Origin of the sequence: Actinoplanes sichuanensis (assembly GCF_033097365.1) — a bacterium.
GTDB lineage: Bacteria > Actinomycetota > Actinomycetes > Mycobacteriales > Micromonosporaceae > Actinoplanes > Actinoplanes sichuanensis.
On record NZ_AP028461.1, the window covers coordinates 9234571 to 9258830 of the forward strand.

The following is a 24260-nucleotide window of genomic DNA, read 5'->3' on the forward strand; positions in this document are numbered from 1 at the left end:
CGGTGCCTTACAAGAGGCAACGTAACCAGCGGGAACGACCCGGTACAGCCAACCGCCGGGCTCGTTACGAAGGAGCAACCCAGCCTCACCGGTCCGACGATCCGAACCTGGCCGAACGGCTGACTGCCACCCCCCGAAGGGACTGGTTTAACTCAGGAAGCGTCGACCAGGGGAAGGCTCTTACGGACCCCGCCGCCGGGCAGGGCGATCGAGCTGAAGTGCGAGACCACGCGGTCGTCGGTCGGATCGTCGGCCGGCGTGTGGTGCACGGCGAGATGCCGGTACCAGGTATCGCGCCAGGCCGGGATGCGGTCCGCGGTGCGGATCATCGAGATCAGCTCCTGGAGGTTCGACCGGTGCTTGGCGCCGGCCGAGGAGATCACGTTCTCCTCCAGCATGATCGAGCCCAGGTCGTCGACACCCATGTGCAGCGAGAGCTGGCCGATGTCCTTGCCGGTGGTGAGCCAGGACGCCTGCAGGTGCGACACGTTGTCGAAGAACAGCCGGGAGACGGCGATGAACCGCAGATACTCCATCGTGGTGGCCTGGGTGCGGCCCTTCAGATGGTTGTTCTCCGGCTGGTAGGTCCACGGGATGAAGGCCCGGAAGCCACCCACCTCGTGCGACTGCTCGACCGGCACGTCCTGGTAACCGTTGGCCACGGCCAGGTCCTGCACGTCACGGATCATCCGGATGTGCTCGATGCGCTCGAAGTTGGTCTCGCCGGTGCCCATCATCATGGTCGCGGTCGAGGAGAGACCGTGCCGGTGCGCGATCGCCATGACCTCCAGCCAGCGGGCGCCGCTCTCCTTGAGTGGGGCGATCGCCTTACGCGGCCGATCCGGCAGCATCTCGGCCCCGGCACCGGCGATCGAGTCCAGCCCGGCCGCCTTGATCCGGATCACCGCCTCCTCGATGGAGACACCGTCGACCTTGGCCATGTGCAGGATCTCGCTCGGGCCGATCGAGTGGATCGCCAGCTGCGGGAACGCCTGCTTGACCGAGGAGAAGAGATTCTCGTAATACGCCACCCCGAAGTCCGGGTGGTGGCCACCCTGGAGCATCACCTGGGTGGCGCCGAGGTCGACCGCCTCGCCGGCTCGGCGCAGGATCTCCTCGGTCGGGTGCGCCCAGCCCTCCTTGTGTTTGGGGGCCCGGAAGAACGCACAGAACTTGCACGCCGTCACGCAGACGTTCGTGTAGTTGATGTTGCGGTCGATCAGGTAGGTGACGATGCCCTCCGGATGCCGCCGACGCCGGACCGCGTCGGCCGCCTCGCCCAGCGCGTGGAACGGGGCCTCCGTGTAGAGCAGCAGCGCCTCCTCGGGCGTGATCCGCCCACCGTCGGCGCCACGCTGCAGGATGCTGTCGATCTCCGGATTCGCGGTCACGGTCTGAAGCGTACGTCCAGCGGTCGTCAATCGTCAGCGGCGCGTGTCACCGGGCTGTCACCGGCCGGCGGATAGGCTCTACCCGTTATTCAGGGGGTGGATGTGCTCGTCGTGCACGGTGGGTGGGTGCCCGGCAGCGGGCTGATCGTCTGGGCCGAGGATCCGGGCCTGCCGCTGACCACGAGCTCGCGGGCGAGATCCCGTCCACACCCGTTCGCCACGGCGGACCTGCCGGATCTGCCCGGTGCGGTCGCCGGGTCGGTGCAGCTCATGCTCCCCGGGACCGGCCGGGGCCCGCTGCCCTCGCCGGAGACCGGTCTGGAGTCCTCGGCCCGGGGCGCCAAGCTCGGGGCCTGGACGGTTCCGGTGCTGACCGTGCCGGGCGACCGGGCGCTCGAGGCCCTCGCCGAGCCCGACCTGACCGATCAGTGGGTCGCCGGCTCGTCGCTGCGCTACCTCCGCCTGCTCGCCGGTTACGCCTGTGACCTGGCCCGACGCGGCCGGATGCTGCCGCAGCTGGTGATCGAGGGCGGGGTACCGGCGGCTCGCTGGCGGCCGGTGCTGACCGGCGGCGACACCGCCTCCTTCCGGGACTTCGCGGCGGGCATGCCACCCGCGGTCCGGGCCGCGGGCGAGGGCCAACCCCTCGGGCGTACGGTGCGGGACGCTCTCGAGTGGCTGCTGGACAGCGCGGCCCGGGCCGTCCTGCCGGACCGTCTGATGGTCGGCCAACGCCCGGGGCCGAAAGCCGCGCTGCCCGACCGCTGGCTCTCCGCCCTGACCGGTGACCCGGCTCTGCCCGGCGCACCCGAGGGCGACGTCCGTGACCTGCGCCGGGCGCTCGACGACTGGATGCGGGCGGCAAACGAGGCGCACGGGCCGATCCGGGTCAGTTTCCGGCTGATCGAGCCGGCGCCGGAGACCGACGAGTGGGCGATGGAGTTCGCGCTCCAGTCCGCCGAGGATCCGGCTCTCTATCTACCCGCCGAGGATCTGTGGGCGGGAGCGCGTTTCCCCGGGTTGCCCCAGCGGCCCGACGAGACGCTGCTCGCCGGGCTGGGCCGGGCCGTGCGGCTGTTCCCGCTGCTGCACGTCGCTCTGCTGGAGCAGCGTCCGGCGGTGATGACACTGAGCACCGCCGAGGCCTACGAGTTCCTGCGCCAGGCCGCTCCGCTGTTGCAGGCCGCCGGGTTCGGGGTGCAGCTGCCCGCGTGGGCCGGCCGCAAGGCGGTGGGGCTGAAGATGACGACGCGCACGAAATCGAAGGGGAGTTCCGGCCGGGCCGCCGCGGATTCCGGGTTCGGCCTGGAGCAGCTGGTCGATTTCCGACTCGACCTGGTGATCGGCGACAGCCTGGTGAGCGCCGAGGAGTTGGCCGAGCTGGCCCGGCTCAAGGTGCCGATGGTCCGGGTCCGCGGGCAGTGGGTGGAGCTCGACGATCGGCAGCTCAAGGCGGCTCTGAAGGCGGTCGGCCAGCGGCGCGAGGGTGAGATCACCGCCGGTGAGCTGCTGCAGCGGGTGGTCGAGGGCGGCGACGAGGATCTGCCGCTGGTCGAGGTGGACGCCGACGGTGATCTCGGTGACCTGTTGTCCGGGCAGGCGGCCGAGCGGCTGAGCCCGATGCCCACTCCGGCCGGATTCCAGGGTGCCCTCCGGCCGTACCAGGAGAGGGGTCTGTCGTGGTTGACCTTTTTGGGGCGTCTCGGCCTGGGCGGGATCCTCGCTGACGACATGGGCCTGGGCAAGACCGCCCAGACGTTGTCTCTGCTGCTCACCGACGAGGGCGCGAAAACGCTGTTGATCTGCCCGATGTCGCTGGTCAGCAACTGGTTCAAGGAGGCCGCACGGTTCGCACCGGGACTGCGGGTCTACGTGCACCACGGCGGCACCCGGCTGCGCGGCGAGGAGTTCGACGAGGCGGTCGCCGGCGCCGATCTGGTGATCACCACCTATGGCACGGCGCTGCGTGATCTGGCCACGCTGCGCGAGGTGACCTGGAGCCGGGTGGTCTGTGACGAGGCGCAGGCGATCAAGAACAGCGGGACCAGGCAGTCGCAGGCGGTCCGGGCGATCCCGGCGCGGACCCGGGTGGCGCTGACCGGTACACCTGTGGAGAACCATCTCGCCGAACTCTGGTCGATCATGGATTTCTGCAATCCCGGCCTGCTCGGGCCGGCCAAACGGTTCCGTCGACGATTCCAGGAGCCGATCGAGAGCCGGCAGGACGAGGACGCCACCGCCGCTCTGAAACGGGCCACCGGGCCGTTCGTCCTGCGCCGCCTGAAAACCGACAAGACCATCATCTCGGACCTTCCGGAGAAGAACGAGATGAAGGTGTGGTGCTCGCTCACTCCCGAGCAGGCCACCCTCTACCAGGCCGTGGTCGAGGACATGATGGCCGAGATCGAGAGCAGCGAGGGCATTCAGCGCCGCGGCAACGTGCTGGCCGCGATGATGAAGCTCAAGCAGGTCTGCAACCACCCGGCCCACCTGCTCAAGGACGGTTCCCGGCTGCCCGGGCGGTCCGGCAAGCTGGCCCGCCTGGAGGAGCTGGCCGACGAGATCATCGAGGACGGCGACAAGGCCCTGATCTTCACGCAGTACGCCGAGTGGGGCACCCTGCTGCAGCCCTACCTCGCCGCGCACACCGACCGGCCGGTGCTCTGGCTGCACGGCGGTCTCAGCAAGGCCCGCCGGGACGAGCTGGTCGAGCGGTTCCAGACCTCGGCCGAGCCGATGCTGTTCCTACTGTCGCTCAAGGCGGCCGGCACCGGCCTCAACCTGACCGCCGCCAATCACGTCGTCCACTTCGACAGGTGGTGGAACCCGGCGGTCGAGGACCAGGCCACCGACCGGGCCTTCCGGATCGGGCAGTCGCGGGACGTGCAGGTCCGTAAGTTCATCTGCACCGGGACGCTGGAGGAGAAGATCGACGCGATGATCGAGCGGAAGAAGGCGCTGGCCTCCTCGGTCGTCGGAACCGGCGAAGAGTGGATCACCGATCTGAGCACCGATCAGCTGCGCGAGCTGTTCGCGCTGGACCCGGGAGCGGTGCGCTGATGGCGTTCTTCGAGCACGGGCGGCCGATCGAGGTGGACGGCGGGCTGGCCGTCCGGTCCAGGCGCGGCAAGATCGGCGAGCAGTGGTGGTCCCGCCGGTTCGTGGACGTCCTGGAGGAGGTCTGTGACCCCGGCCGGCTCTCCCGCGGGCGCAGCTACGCCCGGAAGGGCCAGGTCATCGACTTCGCCCTGGCTCCGGGCCGGGTGCTGGCCCGGGTCCAGGGTTCGCGCCCGAAGCCGTATGAGGTGACCATCCGCGTCGCCGCCTACGACGACGCCCGCTGGTCGGATGTGATCGACGCCCTCGGCTCCCGGGCCCTCTACCGCGCGGCGCTGCTGGCCGGTGAGATGCCGCACGAGATCGTCGACCTCTTCACCGAGCTGGGGTTGCCGCTGTTCCCGGAGCGGCTGGACATCGACTGCAACTGCCCGGACTGGGGCGTGCCCTGCAAACACGGCTCGGCGGTGCTCTACGTGCTGGCCGAGGCGTTCGACGACGACCCGTTCCTGGTGCTGGCGTGGCGTGGTCTCGGGCGCGACGAGCTGCTCGAAGCGCTGCGCGGCACACCCGAGCCGTCCGACGTGATCGACCCGCTGGCGATCGAGGAGGAGCCGCTGGATGCCCGGCTGGCCGATTTCTGGTCGCCGGCGATCAGCCTGGGCCGTCTGCGCGAGCGGCCGGCCCGCGGCGTCACCCCACCGGAACTACTGTTGCGGGCCCTCGATGCGCCGCCGGTGAAGGTGCGGCACGTGCCGCTCACCGACGTGCTCCGCCCGCACTACCGTGATCTGGCGAAATCCGACGCGGAAGAGTAGTGGCCACGTCCACAGGTAAGGGCCGAGTCCATCATGGACCGATCGTGGGTTGGTCCATGATGGACGCAGCGTTACGTCACGCTACCAGGCGTGTTCATCGACAACTAGCTACGTTGGAGTGGTTCATGAGCGAGATGACCTACCGGCGACTCGGCGACTCGGGCCTGGTGGTGTCCGTCGTCGGGATCGGCTGCAACAACTTCGGCCGCAAACTCGACCTCGACGGCACCCGCGAGGTCGTCGACGCCGCCCTCGACGCCGGGATCAACCTGTTCGACACGGCCGACATCTACGGCACCCCACACGGCTCGTCCGAGCAGCTGCTCGGCGCCGCCCTCAAGGGGCGTCGTGACGAGGTGGTGCTGGCCACCAAGTTCGGCATGGACATGGAGGGTCTCAACGGGCGCGACTTCGGGGCCCGGGGCGCCCGGCGCTACATCGTGCGGGCCGTCGAGGCGTCGCTGCGCCGGCTCGAAACCGATCACATCGACCTCTACCAGATGCACGCGCCCGACCCGGCCACCCCGATCGACGAGACCCTGTCCGCGCTCGACGACCTGGTCCGCACCGGCAAGGTCCGCTACCTGGGCAACTCCAACTTCGCCGGCTGGCAGATCGCCGACGCAGACTGGGTCGCCCGCAGCGCCGGCCGGACCCGGTTCATCAGCGCGCAGAATCAGTACAGCCTGCTGGCCCGGGATGTCGAGACCGAGGTGATCCCCGCCTGCGAACGGTTCGGGCTCGGTTTCCTGCCGTTCTTCCCGCTCGAGTCCGGCCTGCTCACCGGCAAGTACCGGCGCGGCGAGCAGCCGCCGGCCGGCACCCGGATGGCGAACGAGCGCTACGCGTCCTGGCTGGCCCGGGCCGACTGGGACACCATCGAGGCGCTGACCGCGTTCGGTGCCGAGCGCGACCGCAGTCTGCTCGAGGTGGCGGTCGCCGGTCTCGCCGCCCAGCCCGGTGTGACCAGCGTGATCGCCGGCGCCACCACGGCCGAGCAGGTCCAGGCGAACGCCTCCGCGGGCGCCTGGCGTCTGAGCGCGGCCGATGTGGCCGCGCTCGACACCCTGTTGAACAACTAGTCCACGACCGTCACGATCCGGCGGCGGCGGGCCAGGCGGAAAGCGATCAGGCCCGCCGCCAGCAGGGCGACGCCGCCGCCCGCGATCAGCCCGGCCGGTGCGCCGGTGATCGGCAGGCCGCCGCCCCCGCCGCCGGCGGTCAGCTCGACCGTCAGCGCCGCCTTGTCGTTGGCCTTCTTGTCGTCCTGCACACTGCCGTTGAGCTGCACGGACCCGGCGTTGTAGGCGTCCGCCTCGACGATCTCGGCGGTGAGGCCGAACAGGTAGCGGCCGTCGTCCGGCACGCTCTCCAGGACGATGCAGACCAGGTCGGTGACCTTGGACAGGTCGAACCCGGAGTCGTCGATCTCGTCGATGTCGTCCACCGACCGACCCGGAAGGCATCGCTCGTCGGCCTTGGTCAGCGTGACCCCGGTGGGCAGCTTGACGTGCGCGTACTGCACCGACTGCAGGGACAGCGGGATGGTCGCGGTCGGGCCGAGGTTGTGCACACCCACCTTGACCGTGCTGCGGTCGCCGACCGCGCCCTTGAAGACGCCACCGACCGCCGCGCCGTCCGCGACGGTCTTCGGCACCGACACCGCGAACTCGGTGAAGTTGTCGTCCTCGTTGAGGTCCTCGACGGCCTCCGGCTCCTTCGCGGACAGACCGGCGACCGATTCCAGCTTCAGTTCCGTACCCGCCGCGCCGGCGGTCCGCTTGGCGAAGTCGAACACGTACTTGTCGGTGAGACCGACCGCCGCCACCAGGACCGGGTAGTCGAACGGCCCGGCCGTTCCCTTCGGCACGGTCACCCGCAGCGGGCTGTTCTGCGGCAGCGTGAAGACGCCACCGGCGGCCAGCGTGTCATTGAAGACGCAGACGAATCCGCCGATCTCGGCGTCCCGCTCGCAGTTGCTGTAGTCCAGTGCCGGCGTCACCCCGAGCGGCGCGAAGACCAGCAGGCCGAGGGCCGTGACGTCCTTGTTGCCGCTGTTGCGGATCGCCACCGGCACATCGGCCGACGCACCGGGCTTCAGCTTGAGGTCGGCGATGTCGTCGACTTCAAGGTCAACCCCGCCTTTGTCGGTACGGACGACCGTGATCGAAGTCTCATCGCTCGCCTTCCCGCCGATCGACGTGGCGAGCGCGATGGTCCGCGCCGGATCCGCCGCCCCCGCCGCGGTCGGCTTCAGCGTGAACCTGACGCTGCGGCGCTGCCCCGCTTTCAGATCGCCGATGTCACAGACGTTCGCGACACAGCCGGCCGGCGCGGTGAACCCGAGGTCCGCGCTGATCGGTTTGGCGGCGCTGCCGAAGGTGAGCCGTACATCCTCGACAGCCGAGGTGCCGAGGTTGTAGAGGTCGAACTTCACCGTCTTCGACTGCCCGTTGATGACGGTGACCGTCTCCGGGCTGAGAATGCCGACATAGGCGAAGTCCCCGAGCCCGTCGGCGGCCTGCGCCGGCAGGGCGAGACCGCCGACAACCAGCGCAGAGGCCGCCCCGGCCAGGGCAAAACGGGTGCGTAACAGCATCGTCACCGACTTCAGGCTCCAGAGCCGGCCCAAGGTGTTCGGCCGGCGAGTCCGCGGATCCTAAAGCCGCCCCACGCCGTAGATCAAACGTCGGCGAATTCCGGGCCGTCCGAGGGCAGAGCAGGCACTTCGCCACGATCCGCCGCACGTCGGGCGAACTCCCGGACCCCGGCGATCTGCCGCTCACCCAGCGAGAAGTCGAGCGCCCGGAAGTAGTTGGCAAGTGTCGCCGCGTCGAACGGCTCCCACCGGGCCGCCGCCTCGGCCACCTCGTCCAACTCGCCCAGACACAGATCACGGGACCGCTGGAACGCCTCGTGCACATCCTTGACCAGACCCGGATGCGCGGCCGCGAAATCCTTACGCACCGCCCACACGGCGAACACCATGGGCAGGCCGGTCCAGTCCTTCCAAGCCTCGGCCAGGTCGATCACCAGCAGGCCGTTGGCGGGCGCCTCATACATCGCCCGTAGTGCCGGGTCACCGATCAGCACACCGGCGTCGGCCTCCATGAGCATCTGGGACAGGTCGGGTGGGCAGCGGAAATACTCGGGCTCAGCACCGTACCGCTCGGAAAGGAGCATCTGCGCCAACATGACGCCGGTCCGCGATGTGGAACCCAAGGCGACCGGCCGCCCGTTCAGCTCGGCCGGCGGCCGGGTGGAGATCAGATTGACCGAGAGAACCGGACCGTCGCTGCCGACCGCCAGGTCGGGCAGCAGAAGCAGCTCGTCGGCATGCCGCAGATACTCGACCAGGGTGATCGGCCCGATGTCGAGATCACCGGCGACGAGCCCGGCACTGAGCCGCTCCGGCGTGTCCTTGTGCAGGTCGACGTCGAGTAGAGCGCCCGAACGCATCAGCCCCCAGTAGATGGGCAGGCAGTTGAGGAACTGAATATGCCCGACCCGGGGCCGACGGACGCTGTCGCTCATGCTGCGACGTTATCCCCCCGGCCGTCCCGCATGCTGGTCTCGGGGGCCGTCCGTGGCTGAAATCGCACCGTCGGCAGCCCGCCCGCCCCGGCCACGACCGGCCCCGCCACCCGGGAACCCGGCAAGGCCTGCGGTCTGCAGCGGCGCAAATTCGGTGGACGGGCGGGTGGGATCGCGTAGTGTTTAGGGCCGCTTGACGGCCGGGGTGAGCATGCACCGCACCGGACGTCCCCCGCGCCGTAGGGGCGGCCGACCCGCCCTCTCGGATACGCGAGCAGCTCGTTCAACCTTCGAGGACGACCTGTGACTGCCACTGATGAGCTCGACGTCGAACTCGCCGCCGAACGCACCCACCTCGCCGAGTCCCGGGCCGCGTTGCGCCGGATGCGTGACCGGGCCCAAGCGCTCTTCTCCACCGGTGACCGGGTCGCCGGGGACTCCTACACCGCCGAACAACTCGGCCGACACATGGCCCGCCGGGTCAAGGAGCTGGCCGACGATCCGGACACCCCGCTGTTCTTCGGCAAGCTCGACATCGAGGCCGAGCAGTTCCACATCGGGCGGCGGCACGTCACCGACGACGCCGGTGAACCGATGGTGCTGGACTGGCGGGCACCGCTGTCGCGCTCGTTCTACCGGGCCAGCGTCCGCGACCCGCAGAACATCCGGACCCGCCGCCGGTTCGGGTTCGTCAAGGGTGAGCTGACCAGCTTCGAGGACGAACACCTGGATCGCGGTGAGGAGCTGGGCACCAGCAGCCGCATCCTGACCGCCGAGATCGAACGGCCGCGTGTCGGCCCGATGCGGGACATCGTCGCGACCATCCAGCCGGAACAGGACGAGCTGGTCCGGGCCGATCTGGCCGACTCGATCTGCGTACAGGGTGCGCCCGGCACCGGTAAGACCGCGGTCGGCCTGCACCGGGCCGCCTACCTGCTCTATCTGCACCGGGAGCGGCTCCGCAAGTCGAAGGTGCTGATCGTCGGCCCGAACTCGGCGTTCCTGTCCTACATCTCGGCCGTGCTGCCGACACTCGGCGAGGTCGAGGTGCAGCAGTCGACGCTGGACGAGCTGGTCGCCCGGGCGCCGGTCAAGGCAGGCGATTCGGCCGCCGTCACTGCTCTCAAACATGACGTACGGATGGCCGAGGCGCTCCACCGCACGCTGTGGAACCGGATCGCCGAGCCCACCGACCCGATCATGGTTTCGGACGGTTCCTACCGCTGGCGGATCGACGCCGAACCGCTGCGCCGGATCGTCGACGAGGCACGCCGTGAGGGTCTGCCGTACGCGGTGGGCCGGGAGCGGGTCCGGGCCCGGGTGGTGGGTCTGTTGCAGCGCCAGTCGGAGTACCGGACCGGCAACTCACCGAGCGAGACGTGGCTACGGAGGATGAGCCGGATCGGGCCGGTCACCGAGTTCCTGGAGGCGGCCTGGCCGGCGGCGACCCCGGAGTCGCTGGTGGTGGCGCTGCTGACCGAGCCGGAGCTGGCGGGCGACGTGTTCACCGACGAGGAGCGAGCGACGATCCGCTGGGTGAAGCCGCCGAAGACGGCGAAGTCGGCCCGGTTCAGCACGGCCGACCTGGTGCTGCTCGACGAGGCCGCCGGACTCCTCGAACGGGAGATCAGTTTCGGTCACGTGGTGGTTGATGAGGCGCAGGATCTGTCGCCGATGCAAGCGCGCGCCATCGCCCGGCGCAGTGAGCACGGGTCGATCACGCTGCTCGGTGACCTGGCGCAGGGCACCGCCCCGTGGGCCACGACCGACTGGCGTGACATTCTTCGTCATCTCGGCAAACCGGATGCCTCTGTGGTGCCACTGACCGTCGGTTTCCGCGTACCGGAAGCGGTGGTGACCCTGGCCAACCGCCTTCTGCCGGCGCTCGGGGTGAATGTGCCGGAGGCCGTGTCGTTGCGTCGCGACGGTGATCTCGCCGTCGTCGGCGTGCCGGCGCCCGCCGACCTGGACGCGCGGACGATGGCCGAGGTCACCGCAGCGTTGGCGCACGAGGGCTCGGTCGCGGTGATCGCCGCCGACGCCGCGGTCGAACGCCTCCGCGGTCACCTCGACGCCGCCGGCATCGAGCACGCGACGCCCGACGACGTCGACAATCCGGCGCGGGTCCTGGTGGTGCCGGCCACGATCGTCAAGGGCCTGGAGTACGACCACGTCATCGTGCACGAGCCGGCCGACATCGTGGCCGCCGAACCGAAGGGCCTGAACCGCCTCTATGTGGTCCTGACCAGGGCGGTCACCCGGCTATCGGTATTGCACTCGAAGCCGCTGCCGGAGGCGCTTACGCTCGCCTGATGCCGCGTATCGGAGTCATGTTCGACTGTAACCGCGCCCCCGAGGAGCTCCCCGGGTTCGCCGCCGCCCTGGAGGCCGCCGGGGCCGACGACCTGTGGGTGGTGGAGGACCTCGGCTGGAACGGTGGCGTCAGCGCCGCCGCCCTGGCCCTGGCCGCCACCACCCGCCTGCGGGTGGGTATCGGCATCGCCCCGGCGCCGTTCCGGAGCCCGGCCGTCTACGCCATGGAGATCGCCACGCTGGCCCGGATCCACCCCGGCCGCGTCGTGGCCGGAATCGGTCATGGTGTGGGCGACTGGATGCGCCGGATCGGCAACGCGCCGAAGTCGCCGCTGTCGCTGCTGGAGGAGAGCATCGTCGCGATCCGTGACCTGCTCCACGGCGAGACGGTGAGCATGGCCGGCCGTGAGGTGTTCCTGGAGGACATCAAGCTGGTCCACCCGCCCGCGGTGGTGCCACCGATCGTCACGGGTGTGGTGAAGCCGAAGTCGCTGGCGCTGTCCGGCCGGGTCGCGGACGGCACGATCCTGGTCGAGGGTCTCCAGCCGGCGCAGATAGAGGAGGCCATCGGGCACATCCGTCGCGGCGGGGCGGGTGCCGACCACGAGATCATCACGTTCGCGTTCCTGCACGTCGAGGACGATCCGGAGCGGGCCGCGGCGATCCGGGCCACGGCGCTGACCGGTCAGGCCGGGTTCCTCGGTGTGCCCGTCGACGAGGTGTTCGGGCTGATCGGGCCGGTCGCCGAGGTCCCGGCCGGGGTGCAGGTCCTCGCCGACAACGGCGCGGACACGGTGATTCTGCGGCCGTTCGGCGACGACCACCTGGGTCAGGCCGTGGCGGCGCTCAAGGCACTGGGCCGATAATCCGGTCCATTTCGGACAACGGCAACGACGGGTTGGTGGCGGCGGCCGTCGCCACCGCCCGATCCGCTCCGGCGACGCCCGAACGCTCGTCCTCGTCGGCACCGGTCAGCAACTCGACGATCCGGTGCACCGGCAGCGCGGGGTGGGCGGCGGCGATCGGGCGGGCTTGCGGGTCGGCGAGGCAGAGTTCGAGGGCTTCGGCCGGGGCATCCGGGTGACGGGCGACCTCCCGGAACACCTTCTGCACCGGCGGCACGTGTCGGGCCAGGTCGAGGAGCAGCGCGGGCGACACGTCCGGATTCGTGGCGACCTTGGCGATCACCCGGATCCCGTGGTGGGCCACCATCTCCCGCAGCAGGTCCTCGGAGAGGCCGGGGTGCGGCGCGACCGCCTTGACGACCTTGGCGTCCGGGTCGCGGGCCAGCCGGTCGCGGATCTCCGGCGGCAGGTCCCGGCGTTCCGCCACCAGCGCGCGGAGCCGCGGATCCCGATTCTCGGCCAACTGCCGGACCTCGTCGGGAGAAGCGGCGATGATCCGTGGGAGCAGGCCGGTGGGCACCCGGGCCGCCCCGGTCAGTAGGTCGAGCGGAACCTCCGGGTTTCCGGCGAGGTGACGCCGCACGGTCGGGCAGTCGTCGGTGGCGAGCTTCCGGATCGCCGACTCGGGCAGCGCCGGGTTCTCGGCCACGGCACCGCGCACCCCCGGAATCGGATCGCCGGCCAGACGCACCGCCACCTCCGGAGGCAGGTCGAGCCGGGCCGCAAGCTGCCAGCGCACGATCCTTCCCGGATGTCCGGCCAGCTCAGCCGCGGCTTCGGCAGGCGTAGCCGGGTTATCCACAGCCCGAACGAGCAGGCTGTGGATAACTGATTCGTGAGTGCCGTCGCAGGCGGCCCCGGGTGGAAGATCACAGTCGAGCCGGGCGCACCCCGGATCGTGTACGAACGGGATCGGCTCCCGCACGCAGACGTCACACGTGGTCGGCAGCGGACCGCCGTCGCCTCGCCAATGCACCGCGATGAGATCGGCCAGGACCTCCGGCGGGGCGGCCGGGTTGCCGGCGACCCCGGCCCGGACCTCGGCATGGGGATGCCCGGCCAGCCGGACCAGCAGTTCCCGATCGGTCGTGAAGATGGCCAGCTCGGCGACGACACGCGGATCCGGGTCGTCGGCGAGGCGTGCCCGTACCGAATCGGGAAGGTCCGGGCAGGCCGCAAGCTTCTCGCGGCGCCGCACCTCCGGATCGCCGGCGAGTGGTTCGGCCCACTCGGCCCGGCCGCGCCCCTGGTCGAGGAGGGCGAGGGCGACTTCCGGGAAGCGGAGCGGATCGACATCCGCGGAGTCGAGGAGTCCGTCCCACGCCAACTGGAGGGTCGCCGAGTCCGACCGCCGAGCGAGCGCCCGGACCTGCTCCGGACTCAGATCGTCCCGTTGCGCCAGCTCACCGGCCAGATCGTCGTCGGCGTGAGCGATCAGCCGGTCGACCAGTGTGGACGGTAGGGCCGGGTTACGGGCCAGCCCGTTCAGCAGATCACCGGTGCTCATGATGATCGATCGTAGAGCGCTCGACTCGACAGCGCGCCTGGATCATCGACCGCGAGCCAGGGGCTTCACCCAGCGGGACCACTCGGGCTGGCGGCGATAGCCGTGCGCGGCCCAGATCGCGTGTGCGGCCGGGTTCTCGTCGAGCACCATGGCGTCGGCCCGGGTACCGCCGAAGGCGCGCAGCCTCTCCTCGGCGGCGGTGATCAACAGGCCGCCGATGCCCTCGCGTCGACGCCAGGGCGCGACCGCGAGCCGGTAGAGGTGGCAGCGCCAGCCGTCCCAGCCCGCGATGATCGTTCCGACGATCTCGGTGCCGTCGACCGCCAGGATCAGTGCGTCCGGATCACGCCGGAACATCGCCGTGACAGCGTCCGAAGTGTCCGCCGGCCGGTTCTCGTTCTCGGCCGCGACCTGCCAGAACTCCAGCACCGCGGGCAGTTCCTCGACAACGGCCGACCGCAAGATCAGTTCACCCATGCCGACACCCTAGTCAACTTTATGGCACAAAGTTCTTTGACTTTGCGTTGTAAAGTCGAGCCATGACATCGACGGACGACGAATCGACTTTCGAGGATCCAGGTGAGGCGCTCCGGCTGATCGAGCGCGAGCAGGTCAACACCCTGCGGCACGTCACCCCGGATCCGCGGCTCATGTACTGGCCGTGGGGCCTCACCTGGCTGATCAGTTTCGGGCTGTCGTTTCTACGCTTCAGCCCCGGCGGCAAGACCATCGTGGACATGCCGGATTGGTTGCCGCTGCTCGCGCTGACCGGCCTGCTGATCGCCGCGGGCATCTTCACCGGCGTGGTCGGCGCCCGGGCCAGCCGGCACATCTCCGGCCCGTCGAGCCGGCAGGGCGCGGCCTACGGCATCTCGTGGTCGGCCGGGTTCACCAGTCTGGCGATCATCTTCGGTCGGGTTGGCGAGCACGTGCCCGACGAGATGCTCGGCCTGCTCTGGGGCGGCGGCATGGTCGCCCTGGTCGGGGTGCTCTACATGGCCGGCAGCGCGATCTGGGACGTGCGCGACATGTTCGTGCTGGGCGCGTGGATCAGCGTGGTCAACGTGATCGGCGTCCTCTGGGGCCCGGGCTGGCACGCGCTCGTCCTCGCGGTCGCGGGCGGCGGCGGCCTGCTGGTGGCCGGCTTCGTCGGCTGGATGCGCCGCCGATGACCGCCCCTGAAGACGCCCGAACCGGCCCCGAAACCGCCGGCGCCGGAAACGCGGAGACCGGCTCCGAGAAACCGCGGGCCGGCCTCAACGGCGACCTGCCCGAGCTCGATCCGGTGATCCACGCCCAGGCACGACTGCGGGTGGTGGCCGCCCTCTCCCAGCTCCCCGGTGGCGACCGGATCACGTTCCCCCGACTGCAGGAGATCCTGCGGATGACCGCCGGCAACCTCTCGGTACACCTCCGCAAGCTCGAGGAGGCCGGATATGTCGAGGTCACCAAGACCCATCGCGGCCGCACCCCGGCCACTCTCGTGCATCTGACCCAGCGCGGACGGTTCGCCTTCGAGGAGTACGTCAGCGCCCTGCGCACCCTGATCGCCCCGGGAGAGGAACCGTCATGATCCACGCCCGCGCCGAAGGTGTCACCAAGAGCTTCGGCTCCACACTCGCGCTCGACCGGGTCGACCTGGAGGTCCGGGCCGGCGAGCTGGTCGGTCTGCTCGGCCCGAACGGCGCCGGCAAGAGCACCCTGGTCAGCCTTTTCACGGGCGGTCGACGGCCGACCGCGGGCCGGGTCGAGCTGTGCGGCGGCGATCCGCGAGACCCGCGCAACCGGCGCACACTGGGCGTGACACCGCAGGAGACGGGCCTGCCCGCCTCGCTTCGCGTCGGCGAGGTCATCGATTTCGTACGGGCACACTTCCCCGACCCTCTGCCGAAGACCGAGCTGGTCGACCGGTTCGGGCTGGGCGACCTGATCCGGCGGCAGACCGGCGGCCTCTCCGGTGGGCAGAAGCGCCGCCTCGCGGTGGCTCTGGCGTTCGCCGGCCGCCCGGAGATCGTCTTCCTGGACGAGCCCGACGGGTCTCGACGTGGAGGCGCGACGTGATCTGTGGGACGCGGTGCGGTCCTTCCACGCCGAGGGCGGCACGGTCGTGCTGACCAGCCACTACCTGGAGGAGGTGGAGGCGCTCGCCGAGCGGGTGGTGGTGATCGCCGAGGGCCGGGTGCTGGCCGACGACAGTGTGGCGGCGGTGCGCGGGCTGATCCGGGTGAGCCGGATCAGCCTCAGCTCACCCGTACCGCTGACTGATTTTGATCTTGAAGGCCTGGTGGCCGTGGAACAGGCGGGTGACCGCCTGCATCTCCTGACGCCCGACGCGGACCGGATGGTTCGCGAGCTGGTCGAGCGGAACGTGCCGTTCCGCGACCTGGAGGTCAGGGCGACCTCACTTGAGGAAGCGTTTCTCGTGCTGACCGGAAAGGATCAGAAGTGACGAGCCTTGTCCTGACCCATGCCAAGTTCCAGACCCTCGAGCTCTTCCGCATTCCGATCGCGGTGGTGGGCAGTGCGTTCTGGCCGGCCGCGTCGATGCTGGCGTTCGTGGTGCCGTTCGCCGGCGACGATCCGGTGGCCGCCACCTACGCCACCGCCTCGATGATCACCTTCGCGATCATGAACACCAACCTCTTCCAGTACGGCATCGGCGTCTCCGAGGACCGCGCGCAGCCGTGGGATCCGTTCGTCCGCACGCTCGCCGCGGGCGCCGCGCCCCGGTTTTTCGGCCGGATCCTCACCGGTCTGCTGATGATGGTGGTGTCACTGGCACCGGTGGTGCTGATCGCCGCGCTGTTCACCGAGGCCACGCTGAGCCCGCTCGCGTTCCTGGCCGCGATCCCGGTCTGCGCCGCGATCGCCGTCCCATTCATCCTGATGGGCCTGTCCATCGGTTACGCGTTACCGCAGAAGGCCGCGCTGGTGGTGGCGCAGATCCTGTTCCTGCCGCTGGCGTTCGGTGGCGGGCTGCTCACTCCGCCGGGCGGCGCCCCCGGATTCATCGAGGATCTCGCGCCGTTCCTGCCGACCGGCGGCGCGGTCCGTCTGATGTGGGCGACGGTCACCGACTTTCCGTTCGACCTGACCGCGACACTGGCCCTGGCCGGGTGGACGGCGCTGTTCGGGGCACTCGCGGTGTGGGCGCACCGCCGCGACGAGGGCCGCCGTTTCGGCTGACCCACAAACAGCGGAGCGTCTGACCGAGAAAAGTGTTAGGGCCGCCGGTTCGGCTAGAACATTGACAGTTCTATTCGGTCGCGGGCATGACGATGCGACGATCCGCAGCATGACCGTACCGTCACCGGGCGCGCCCAACTGGGTAGACCTGGCCACCTCCGACCTCGATGGCGCGATCCGCTTCTATACCGAGCTGTTCGGCTGGACCGCCCAGATCTCCGGCGACGAGTTCGGCGGCTACACCACGTTCCTGCTGAACGGGTTGCCGGCGGCCGGTGCCGGCCCGCTCTTCGGGGCGGGCCAGCCGACCGCGTGGAGCAGCTACATCGCGACCACCGACGCCGACATGGTGGCCGCCCGGGTCGAGGCGGCGCAGGGCAAGGTGCTGGTCCCGCCGTTCGACGTGATGGATCAGGGCCGGATGGCGGCGTTCCTGGACCCGGCCGGGGCGCCGTTCAGCGTCTGGGAGCCGCGGATGATGCGTGGTGCCGAGGTCTTCGACGTCCCCGGCGCCCTCACCTGGAACGAGTTGAACACCCGTGACCTGGAGGGCGCGATGGCGTTCTACGGCTCGGTGTTCGGCTGGACCTTCCGGGAGGCGCACATCAGCGGCCTGCCCTATGTGATGTGCGACCGGGACCGGGCGCCGGTAGCCGGCATACAGCTGATGGTGGGCAGTGGCTTCCCGGACGATCTGCCGCCGCACTGGCTGGTCTACTTCGCGGTCGGCAACTGTGACGCGGCCGCCGAGCACGCGTATCAACTGGGTGGCCGGATCGTGCACCCGCCCACGACCATCTCGGTCGGGCGATATGCGGTACTCAACGACCCGCAGGGTGGAACGTTCGCAATTCTGAACAATCGGCGATAACAGCCGTTGTCAGGATGCTTATCAATCGTTGATCGTCGATAAAAGGTTTCTCTCTAACGTCGTCGCCAGGCGTCCGAACCGGACACCACGACACAGGAGGAACCCATGCGACCCGCCACCCGAGGTGCCGCGATCCTCGCCGGCACCGCCATCGCCGTCACCCTCTCCACCCCCGCGTTCGCCGGGCCGACCACCGGAACCGTCCGCTACGCCGACAGCCCCACGGCTGTCGACGGCTCGTACGTCGTCGTCTTCAAGAGTGGCGAGGCCGACCGGACCCGCGCCGACCGGCTCACCAAGCGGTACGGCGGCAGCGTCGACAGGGTCTTCGGCAACGCCGTCGAGGGCTACACCGCGAAACTGACCGCGGCCCAGGCCGCCCGACTCGCCGGCGACCCCTCGGTCGCGTCGGTCGAAGCCGACCAGGTGGTCCGGATCGCCGACACCCAGACGTCGGCCCCGTGGGGCCTGGACCGCATCGACCAGCGCGCCCTACCGCTGAACAGCACCTACGACTACACGGCGAGCAGCGGCGTCACGGTCTACGTGGTGGACACCGGCATCCGGACCACCCACTCGCAGTTCGGCGGCCGGGCGTCCTACGGCTACGACGCCGTCGAAGGTGACAACGTGGCGCAGGACGGCAACGGGCACGGGACCTTCGTCGCCGGGGTTGCGGTCGGCAGCACCTACGGGGTCGCCAAGAGTGCCGACGTGGTCGGTGTCCGGGTGCTCGACAACAACGGGTCGGGGACGACCGCCGGGGTCATCGCCGGCATCGACTGGGTGACCGCGAACGCGACGCCCGGCCGATCGGTCGCCAACCTGAGCCTCGGCGGCGGGGCCAGCAGCACCCTCGACGCGGCGGTCCGGCGGTCGATCGCGGCCGGCATCCCGTACACCATCGCGGCCGGTAACTCGGGGGTCAACGCGGCCAACACCTCGCCGGCCCGGGTCACCGAGGGTCTGACCGTCGGCGCGACCGGCAACACCGACGCGAAGGCGTCCTGGTCCAACTACGGTTCGGTACTCGACCTGTTCGCGCCCGGTGTGTCGATCACCTCGTCCTGGCGGACCGGCGACAGCGCCACCTACACCGGTAGCGGCACGTCGTTCTCGGCGCCGCACGTGGCCGGGGCGGTCGCGCTCTACCTGGCCGACAATCCGGGCGCCTCGGTGACCGCGGTCAACGCGGCGATCGTCAATAACGCCACCACCGGCGTGGTGACCGGCGCGGGCAGCGGCTCCCCGAACCGCCTGCTCTACACCGGCGCCTTCTGACCCCTGTAACACGAAAAGGCCGCCCAGACGGGCGGCCTTTTTCGGGTGGAACGTCAGCTCAGCATCGAGGGGAGCTTCTCGAACAGCTCGGTCGTGAAGGTCATCATCTCGCGAAGCATCCAGTTACCGGTGAGCAGCAGAGCCGCACCGATCGCCACCGCCTTCGGGACGAACGAGAGCGTGGCCTCCTGGATCTGGGTGACCGACTGGAACAGGGAGATGGCGAAGCCGACCGCGAGAGCGGTGAGCAGCACCGGCGCCGCCATCTTCGCGGCGACGGTCATGGCCTGCAGGGCGATCTCAACTACCAGCGCGTCCGTCATGCCCATCAGTTCGGGCGCTTCGCGGACCCGCGGAGTGCAGACCGGTCGCCAGTCGGTTGCCGTTCGGTTCGGGCCCACAGAATTCTCAAGTACGCCCCACCCCTGCCGCACCCGCGGACCAATGTGGTCACTTGCGGACCGGGACCACCAGCGGACCGTGATGTCCGGGGATGATCCGGACCTTCACCCGGTAGAACTCGCCCAGATTGTCCTCGGTCAGCACCTCGGCGGGCGTGCCGGCGGCGACGACGCGACCGCCCGACAACAGGACCATCCGGTCGGCATACTCCCCCGCGGTCGAAAGGTCGTGCATGGTGGCGAGCACGGTCAGACCACGCTCGGCACGCAACCGGTCGACCAACTCCAGCACCTCCTGCTGGTGCCCGATGTCGAGGGCGCTGGTCGGCTCGTCGAGCAGCAGGATCCCGGCGCCCTGGGCCAGCGCGCGAGCGAGGAAGACCCGCTGTCTCTCACCGCCGGAGAGAGTGTCCAGGCGACGGCCGGCGAAGGGCACCAGGTCCAGCGCGGCGAGAGCTTCGTCGGCCGCCGCCAGGTCGGCGGTGCTTTCTCGACCGAGCGGCGGGATGTACGGGGTACGCCCCAGCAGCACGTAGTCGAAGACATGCACGGCCGGCGGCACCACCGGCGACTGGAGAACCGTGGCCACCGCTTTGGCCCGTTCGCGCCGATGCATGTCGCTGACGGCCCGCCCGTTCCACCTGATCGTCCCGCCGAACGGCAGGAGCCCGCCGATCGCCCGCAGCGCCGTCGACTTCCCGGCACCGTTGGGCCCGATCACGGTGACCCATTCGCCCTCGGCGACGTCGAGATCGACGCCGTCGACGATGAGCGACCCGTCCAGGCGCACGGTGAGTTTCTCGACCTCGATCGCGCTCATTCCGGGGCCGTCCGGCTCGTGCGCAGCACCAGGACGAAGAACGGCGCGCCCAGGAATGCCGTGACCACCCCGATCGGGATCTCCGCGTCCCCACCGGCGGTCCGTGCCAGTAGGTCGGTGAGCACCAGGAACGCCGCTCCGAACAGCACCGACAACGGCAGCAGCGCCCGATTTCCCGGACCGGCCAGCAGCCGCAGGGTGTGCGGCACGATGATTCCGACGAACCCGATCAGCCCCGACACGCTGACCGCGGCGGCGGTGCCGAGCGACGCCGCCACGATCAGCAGGTACCGGCTGCGCTGCGGGTGCAGGCCGAGACTCGTCGCCTCGGCGTCGCCGACGGTCAGGACGTCAAGTTCCCGGCGTTGGGCCAGCACGATCACGCAGGTGACCACCGCATACGGCAGGATCACCAGTACGTCGTGCCAGCCGGCCGTGGACAGCCGGCCGAGCATCCACGAGTAGACGTCCCGTACCGACTCCAGGTGCCGCTGCAACAGGTAGGTCTGTGCCGCCGACAGAAACGCGGACACCGCCACGCCGGCCAGGATCAGTGTGGCCGGCGAGCGGTCCCGTCCACCGGCCGCGCCGAGCAGCCAGGTCAGCGTCACCGCACCGACGGCACCGACGAAGGCGGCCGCCGGCACCCCGATCGGCAGGTCGGTCAGCCCGTCGGCGGCACCCGACGCACCGAGGACGATCACCGCGGTCACCCCGAGCCCGGCGCCCGATGCCACGCCGAGCAGGTGCGGGTCGGCCAGCGGGTTGCGGAACGCGCCCTGATAGGCGGCGCCGGCCACCGCCAGCAGAGCACCGACCAGCAGCCCGAGGACCACGCGCGGCAGCCTGAGCTGGGTCAGGATGGCGACCTCACGTTCGGACAGGCCGCTGTCCAGCCGTACCCCCGGAATGAGATTCAACATCTCCACCGCGACCCCGCCCGGCGGGAGCGAGACCGAGCCGAAGGCGAGGCCGAGAACCGTCGCGGCCAGCACCGCGACCACGCCCGCCGCCAGCCACGCCGGGCGCAGCCCGGCAGGCCGGCGGCGCGCACTCACGCGGGAACCTTGCCCACCGCGTCGGCCACCGCTTTGACCAATTCGACGGTACGGGGTCCCCAGCGCGAGGCGATGTCGTCGTCGAGGGCGTAGATCTGCCCCTTGGCGACAGCCGTGATCGAGGACCAGCCCGGCCGTGCCTTGACCGTGTCGGCGGACTGCTGGCAGCACTTCGTGTCGGCCAGGAAGATCGTGTCCGGGTTCGACTCGACCAGCGACTCCTGGGACAGCTGCGGGTATCCGCCGAGTTTGCCGTCCGGGTCGGCGGCGTCCGCGACGTTGGTCATGCCGAAGCGCTGGAAGATCGAGCCGATGAACGTCTTGGACGTCGCCGAGTAGAGGTCCGGGCCCAACTCGTAGTAGTAGCTGAGCGGCTTGCCTCGGGCCGGCACCGACTTGACGATCGTGTCGATCTCGGTGGCCGTCTTCTCGTTGAGCGCGGTCGCCTCGGCCTGGTGACCGGTGAGCGTGCCGAGCTCGGTGATCTCGGTGTAGGTGTCGTCGAGCGTGGCCGCGGCGGGCGACACGAAGACCGGGATGGACAGCTTGCCGAGCTGCGCAACGATCCCGTCGGAATCACCGGAGATCACCACGAGGTCCGGGTCCTTGGCCGCGATCGCCTCGGCGTTCGGCTTGAAACCGGACAGATCTGTCTTCGGCGCCTCGGCCGGGTAGGTCGACTGGTCGTCGACTGCGGTGACCTGCGGCCCGGCACCGATGGCGAAGAGCATCTCGGTGGCCGTCGGGCTGAGCGAGACGATCTTCTCGGGGCGTTTCGGCAGGGTCACCGTTCCGACCGTCACCGGGTACGCCGCAGCAGGCGCACCCGAAGTGGTGGTGACGGTGGGCTGCGGGTCGTCGCCCGCGCAGCCGGTGAGGAACAGTGCAGAGGCCGCTATCGCGGCAGTGATCAGGCGTTTCATGGGTCCTCCGGTCGGCCGGGCATTGGTGCTCGCCGACAGGGGCCGCCGTTGGCCGCCGCCCGCGAGGCGCCCCTCCCCGGGAGCGCTGAATCGCGACCGACGCCCAGGCGACCTGGCTAGACCTCCGAAGAGGGATCACAGTTGCGGGACAGCTCCGGTTTCTCACCGGCTTCGCTGCGGCGCGGTCCCTGAAACGCTAACCCACCACATGCCGGGAACCGCCACCGGTGCGATTCGTGTCCGCACTGGTGACGGTGTCCTTTTTCGGCCATGACCTTCGGCTCAGCTCAACAGCACCACACGACCGATGACCGAATCCGCCGGTACGAAGCCGGAGAGCCGGGAATCGTTGGCGACCTCCCGGTGGTCACCGAGTGTGTAGAGGGCCCCCTCCGGCACCGTGACCGGCTCACATTCGGTCACCGTGCCCTCGCGTAGATAGGGCTCGTCCACCGCCACGTCATTGCGGAACAGGTGACCCGCCCGGCAGTCGAGACGGTCGCCGGCGAACCCGAGGACCCGGCGCTCGGTATCGCGTTCAGGGAAATCGGGCAGCGGGTGGATGACCACGTCCCCGTAATCCAGACCGGTCAGGTGGAAGCCGGCCTTGTCGACGAGGTAGCGGCTCGCAATCTCCATCGTCGGTTGCATGCTGCCGCTCGGCACGTACTTGACGGTGACCAGGAACGGGGCCGCCAGCAGCACAGCCAGGACACCGATCGCGATCCGGTAGACGGCGGGGCGGCGGGCGTACCGCTCGGAGATCGCCACCCGCAGGCCGCCCACCACCCATCGCAGGGCCGCCGCGGTCCCGGCCGCCTGATCGAACTCGGCCAAGACCGCCTCACCCCACGGACCTCCCCGTTCTTTCCGGCCGCGCACGGCGGCCGTCAGCACCCGGTGGGCGAGCCTCGTCAGACCGTTTCCGCACACACCGGCCCCGCCTCCGCCGGCCCCGCTCCTCGCGGCCTCGCTGATGGCGGCCTCGTTCCCGCAGGCCGCGCAGATTCCGGCCTCGCTCCCGGCGGCACCGTTCCCGCCGGCCTTGCTCTGCCGCGTCATGCCGGCCTCACGATCTTGGCGGCGGCGGTCCGGCGGGGCGCGGCCTTCGCGGCGGCGTCGGCGAGGCGGACCTTGGCCAGGGCCACACCGTCGCCGGTGAGGCGATAGGTGTGCCGGGGCGGTCGGCCGGGCTGGTCGGACGGCTCCCAGGCGGCCTCCAGCAGCGACTGCTCGGTGAGGCGCATCAGGATCGGGTAGAGCGTCCCGGACGCCAGGCCGGTCTCCCGGCTCAGGTCATACCCGTAACGCCAGGTCGTCGGCGCCTTCATGAGCGCTTCGAAGAGCCGCAGCGTCTGCGGCGAGGCATGCGGTGTCCTCGGCATGGCCGAAACTCTACATAACTCGACTTGTGTGGTGTCAAGAGCCCGGCATCGCTCGATGCCGGGAATCAGGCGCCGGGACGCTTCGCGTGCTCGACGATGTCGGCGGCGGTGACCCGGTCGCCCTCGGCCGCGGCGACCTCGTCACCGGCGAGCGCCGAGCGCAACCGCTCCTTCTCCGCCGAGCGGCGGGCGGCGATCTCGCCGAACTGCTCAGCCGACTGGTCGCGCCAGCCACGTAGCAGGATCAACGACAAGCCGGACGCTGCGACGAGCGCGACCATCGCCTTGACCAGGATGTTCAACGGAGTCGTCGGGATCAGCACCGCGAACACGACCAGGAACAGGCCGAGGCGGCCGAGCGCGTACTTGACGGCGGGCTTCATCGTTATCTCCCTCAGCCCGACCGGTGACTGAGCCACCGGAGGCCGTAGAACCAGACCAGGCAATACACGACCGTACCGGTCAGCGCGCCGGAGCCGCCGCTGACCAAGGGCGGAGCGACCTCGGCCACCAGACCGGCCACCGTCATACCGGTCGCCACCCCGAACCCGGCGGCCAGTCCACCCACCATGATCCGATGCGCACCGAAGCCCTCGCCACGGAACTCCTCGACGAACAGCCAGACGGGCAGGATCATCACGAGCCAGCCGTTGGACTCGCCGAAATCGCCGAGCCCGGTCAGCGCCATCACGGCTTCGAAGACCAGCAGGACCGCGGCGCCGACAGCCAACCCGGCGAACGCGGAACCCAGCAGGTCACCGATCGTGGCCAGCCGGCCGCCGGCGTCTTTCTGCTGGGTCATCGGCGCAC

The 24260-nt window shown here is 69.9% G+C and carries 25 protein-coding genes and 1 riboswitch; of the genes, 12 read left to right on the forward strand and 13 right to left on the reverse strand.

Translation table 11 applies throughout. The features are described 5' to 3' along the window. Window positions 1-152: 152 nt before the first annotated feature. On the reverse strand, window positions 153-1391 hold the full coding sequence (gene mqnC / locus Q0Z83_RS42440) for a cyclic dehypoxanthinyl futalosine synthase (protein WP_317789082.1): 1239 nt from the start codon (window positions 1389-1391) through the stop codon (window positions 153-155). A 102-nt stretch (window positions 1392-1493) separates the two neighbouring features. Between mqnC and Q0Z83_RS42445 the strand changes: the two genes are divergently transcribed. From Q0Z83_RS42445 to Q0Z83_RS42455, 3 genes are all read left to right on the forward strand, one after another. Further along, the gene (locus Q0Z83_RS42445) at window positions 1494-4451 is read left to right on the forward strand and encodes a DEAD/DEAH box helicase (protein ID WP_317797278.1); all 2958 of its coding nucleotides are present in this window, start codon (window positions 1494-1496) and stop codon (window positions 4449-4451) included. Beyond that, window positions 4451-5266, forward strand: a complete 816-nt coding sequence (locus Q0Z83_RS42450; protein ID WP_317789083.1) for an SWIM zinc finger family protein — start codon at window positions 4451-4453, stop codon at window positions 5264-5266. The genes Q0Z83_RS42445 and Q0Z83_RS42450 overlap by 1 nt, the downstream gene beginning before the upstream one ends. Window positions 5267-5391: 125 nt before the next feature. Next, window positions 5392-6348 (forward strand): aldo/keto reductase, encoded by a 957-nt coding sequence (locus Q0Z83_RS42455; protein WP_317789085.1) that lies wholly within the window; start codon window positions 5392-5394, stop codon window positions 6346-6348. Here Q0Z83_RS42455 and Q0Z83_RS42460 read toward each other — a convergent pair. Together Q0Z83_RS42460 and Q0Z83_RS42465 are read right to left on the reverse strand one after the other, a co-directional pair. Further along, window positions 6345-7871: a COG1361 family protein gene (locus tag Q0Z83_RS42460; RefSeq protein WP_317789086.1), complete on the reverse strand. Its 1527-nt coding sequence runs from the start codon at window positions 7869-7871 to the stop codon at window positions 6345-6347. The genes Q0Z83_RS42455 and Q0Z83_RS42460 overlap by 4 nt on opposite strands. Before the next feature lie 77 nt (window positions 7872-7948). Next, window positions 7949-8800: a menaquinone biosynthetic enzyme MqnA/MqnD family protein gene (locus tag Q0Z83_RS42465; RefSeq protein WP_317789087.1), complete on the reverse strand. Its 852-nt coding sequence runs from the start codon at window positions 8798-8800 to the stop codon at window positions 7949-7951. 303 nt (window positions 8801-9103) lie between these two features. On the opposite strand from Q0Z83_RS42465, the gene Q0Z83_RS42470 reads away from it, so the two are divergent. Next, on the forward strand, window positions 9104-11113 hold the full coding sequence (locus Q0Z83_RS42470; protein WP_317789088.1) for a HelD family protein: 2010 nt from the start codon (window positions 9104-9106) through the stop codon (window positions 11111-11113). After that, on the forward strand, window positions 11113-11979 hold the full coding sequence (locus tag Q0Z83_RS42475) for an LLM class flavin-dependent oxidoreductase (protein WP_317789089.1): 867 nt from the start codon (window positions 11113-11115) through the stop codon (window positions 11977-11979). Before Q0Z83_RS42470 ends, Q0Z83_RS42475 begins: the two co-directional genes overlap by 1 nt. Here the strand turns inward: Q0Z83_RS42475 and Q0Z83_RS42480 are convergent. After that, entirely contained in the window at window positions 11960-13525 is a 1566-nt protein-coding gene (locus Q0Z83_RS42480) for a hypothetical protein (RefSeq protein ID WP_317789090.1), read from the reverse strand. The genes Q0Z83_RS42475 and Q0Z83_RS42480 overlap by 20 nt on opposite strands. A 42-nt stretch (window positions 13526-13567) precedes the next feature. Then, window positions 13568-14002 carry a GNAT family N-acetyltransferase gene (locus Q0Z83_RS42485; protein WP_317789091.1) on the reverse strand — a complete coding sequence of 145 codons (435 nt, stop codon included), beginning with the start codon at window positions 14000-14002 and terminating at the stop codon, window positions 13568-13570. A gap of 62 nt (window positions 14003-14064) precedes the next feature. Between Q0Z83_RS42485 and Q0Z83_RS42490 the strand changes: the two genes are divergently transcribed. The 7 genes from Q0Z83_RS42490 (at window position 14065) to Q0Z83_RS42520 (ending at window position 18863) form a co-directional block, all read left to right on the forward strand. Next, window positions 14065-14697 carry a transporter gene (locus tag Q0Z83_RS42490; RefSeq protein WP_317789092.1) on the forward strand — a complete coding sequence of 211 codons (633 nt, stop codon included), beginning with the start codon at window positions 14065-14067 and terminating at the stop codon, window positions 14695-14697. Continuing rightward, on the forward strand, window positions 14694-15098 hold the full coding sequence (locus tag Q0Z83_RS42495; protein WP_317789094.1) for a winged helix-turn-helix domain-containing protein: 405 nt from the start codon (window positions 14694-14696) through the stop codon (window positions 15096-15098). Before Q0Z83_RS42490 ends, Q0Z83_RS42495 begins: the two co-directional genes overlap by 4 nt. Then, on the forward strand, window positions 15095-15586 hold the full coding sequence (locus Q0Z83_RS42500) for an ATP-binding cassette domain-containing protein (RefSeq protein ID WP_317789095.1): 492 nt from the start codon (window positions 15095-15097) through the stop codon (window positions 15584-15586). The genes Q0Z83_RS42495 and Q0Z83_RS42500 overlap by 4 nt, the downstream gene beginning before the upstream one ends. After that, window positions 15570-15974: an ATP-binding cassette domain-containing protein gene (locus Q0Z83_RS42505; RefSeq protein ID WP_317789096.1), complete on the forward strand. Its 405-nt coding sequence runs from the start codon at window positions 15570-15572 to the stop codon at window positions 15972-15974. The genes Q0Z83_RS42500 and Q0Z83_RS42505 overlap by 17 nt, the downstream gene beginning before the upstream one ends. Continuing rightward, window positions 15971-16711: an ABC transporter permease gene (locus Q0Z83_RS42510; RefSeq protein WP_317789097.1), complete on the forward strand. Its 741-nt coding sequence runs from the start codon at window positions 15971-15973 to the stop codon at window positions 16709-16711. Before Q0Z83_RS42505 ends, Q0Z83_RS42510 begins: the two co-directional genes overlap by 4 nt. Window positions 16712-16820: 109 nt before the next feature. After that, a complete protein-coding gene (locus Q0Z83_RS42515) occupies window positions 16821-17582 on the forward strand; it encodes a VOC family protein (RefSeq protein ID WP_317789099.1) in 762 nt (253 codons plus the stop codon). 105 nt (window positions 17583-17687) lie between these two features. Beyond that, a complete protein-coding gene (locus Q0Z83_RS42520) occupies window positions 17688-18863 on the forward strand; it encodes a S8 family peptidase (RefSeq protein ID WP_317789100.1) in 1176 nt (391 codons plus the stop codon). 53 nt (window positions 18864-18916) lie between these two features. Here Q0Z83_RS42520 and fliQ read toward each other — a convergent pair whose 3' ends face one another. The 8 genes from fliQ to Q0Z83_RS42560 form a co-directional block, all read right to left on the reverse strand. Beyond that, entirely contained in the window at window positions 18917-19186 is a 270-nt protein-coding gene (fliQ, locus tag Q0Z83_RS42525; RefSeq protein WP_317789101.1) for a flagellar biosynthesis protein FliQ, read from the reverse strand. A gap of 127 nt (window positions 19187-19313) precedes the next feature. Beyond that, window positions 19314-20084 (reverse strand): ABC transporter ATP-binding protein, encoded by a 771-nt coding sequence (locus Q0Z83_RS42530; RefSeq protein WP_317789103.1) that lies wholly within the window; start codon window positions 20082-20084, stop codon window positions 19314-19316. Next, window positions 20081-21184, reverse strand: a complete 1104-nt coding sequence (locus Q0Z83_RS42535; protein WP_317797279.1) for a FecCD family ABC transporter permease — start codon at window positions 21182-21184, stop codon at window positions 20081-20083. Before Q0Z83_RS42535 ends, Q0Z83_RS42530 begins: the two co-directional genes overlap by 4 nt. Continuing rightward, window positions 21139-22065, reverse strand: a complete 927-nt coding sequence (locus Q0Z83_RS42540) for an ABC transporter substrate-binding protein (protein ID WP_317789104.1) — start codon at window positions 22063-22065, stop codon at window positions 21139-21141. Before Q0Z83_RS42540 ends, Q0Z83_RS42535 begins: the two co-directional genes overlap by 46 nt. Before the next feature lie 111 nt (window positions 22066-22176). Beyond that, window positions 22177-22235, reverse strand: a riboswitch (cobalamin riboswitch). Between the two features lie 112 nt (window positions 22236-22347). Continuing rightward, complete coding sequence (lepB, locus tag Q0Z83_RS42545; RefSeq protein ID WP_317789105.1) at window positions 22348-22902, reverse strand: signal peptidase I; 555 nt, start codon at window positions 22900-22902, stop codon at window positions 22348-22350. Between the two features lie 221 nt (window positions 22903-23123). Beyond that, a complete protein-coding gene (locus Q0Z83_RS42550) occupies window positions 23124-23450 on the reverse strand; it encodes a PadR family transcriptional regulator (protein ID WP_317789106.1) in 327 nt (108 codons plus the stop codon). 65 nt (window positions 23451-23515) lie between these two features. Further along, a complete protein-coding gene (locus tag Q0Z83_RS42555) occupies window positions 23516-23833 on the reverse strand; it encodes a DUF4229 domain-containing protein (protein ID WP_317789107.1) in 318 nt (105 codons plus the stop codon). Window positions 23834-23844: 11 nt separating this feature from the next. Further along, complete coding sequence (locus Q0Z83_RS42560; RefSeq protein ID WP_317789109.1) at window positions 23845-24252, reverse strand: hypothetical protein; 408 nt, start codon at window positions 24250-24252, stop codon at window positions 23845-23847. Between the last annotated feature and the right edge of the window lie 8 nt (window positions 24253-24260).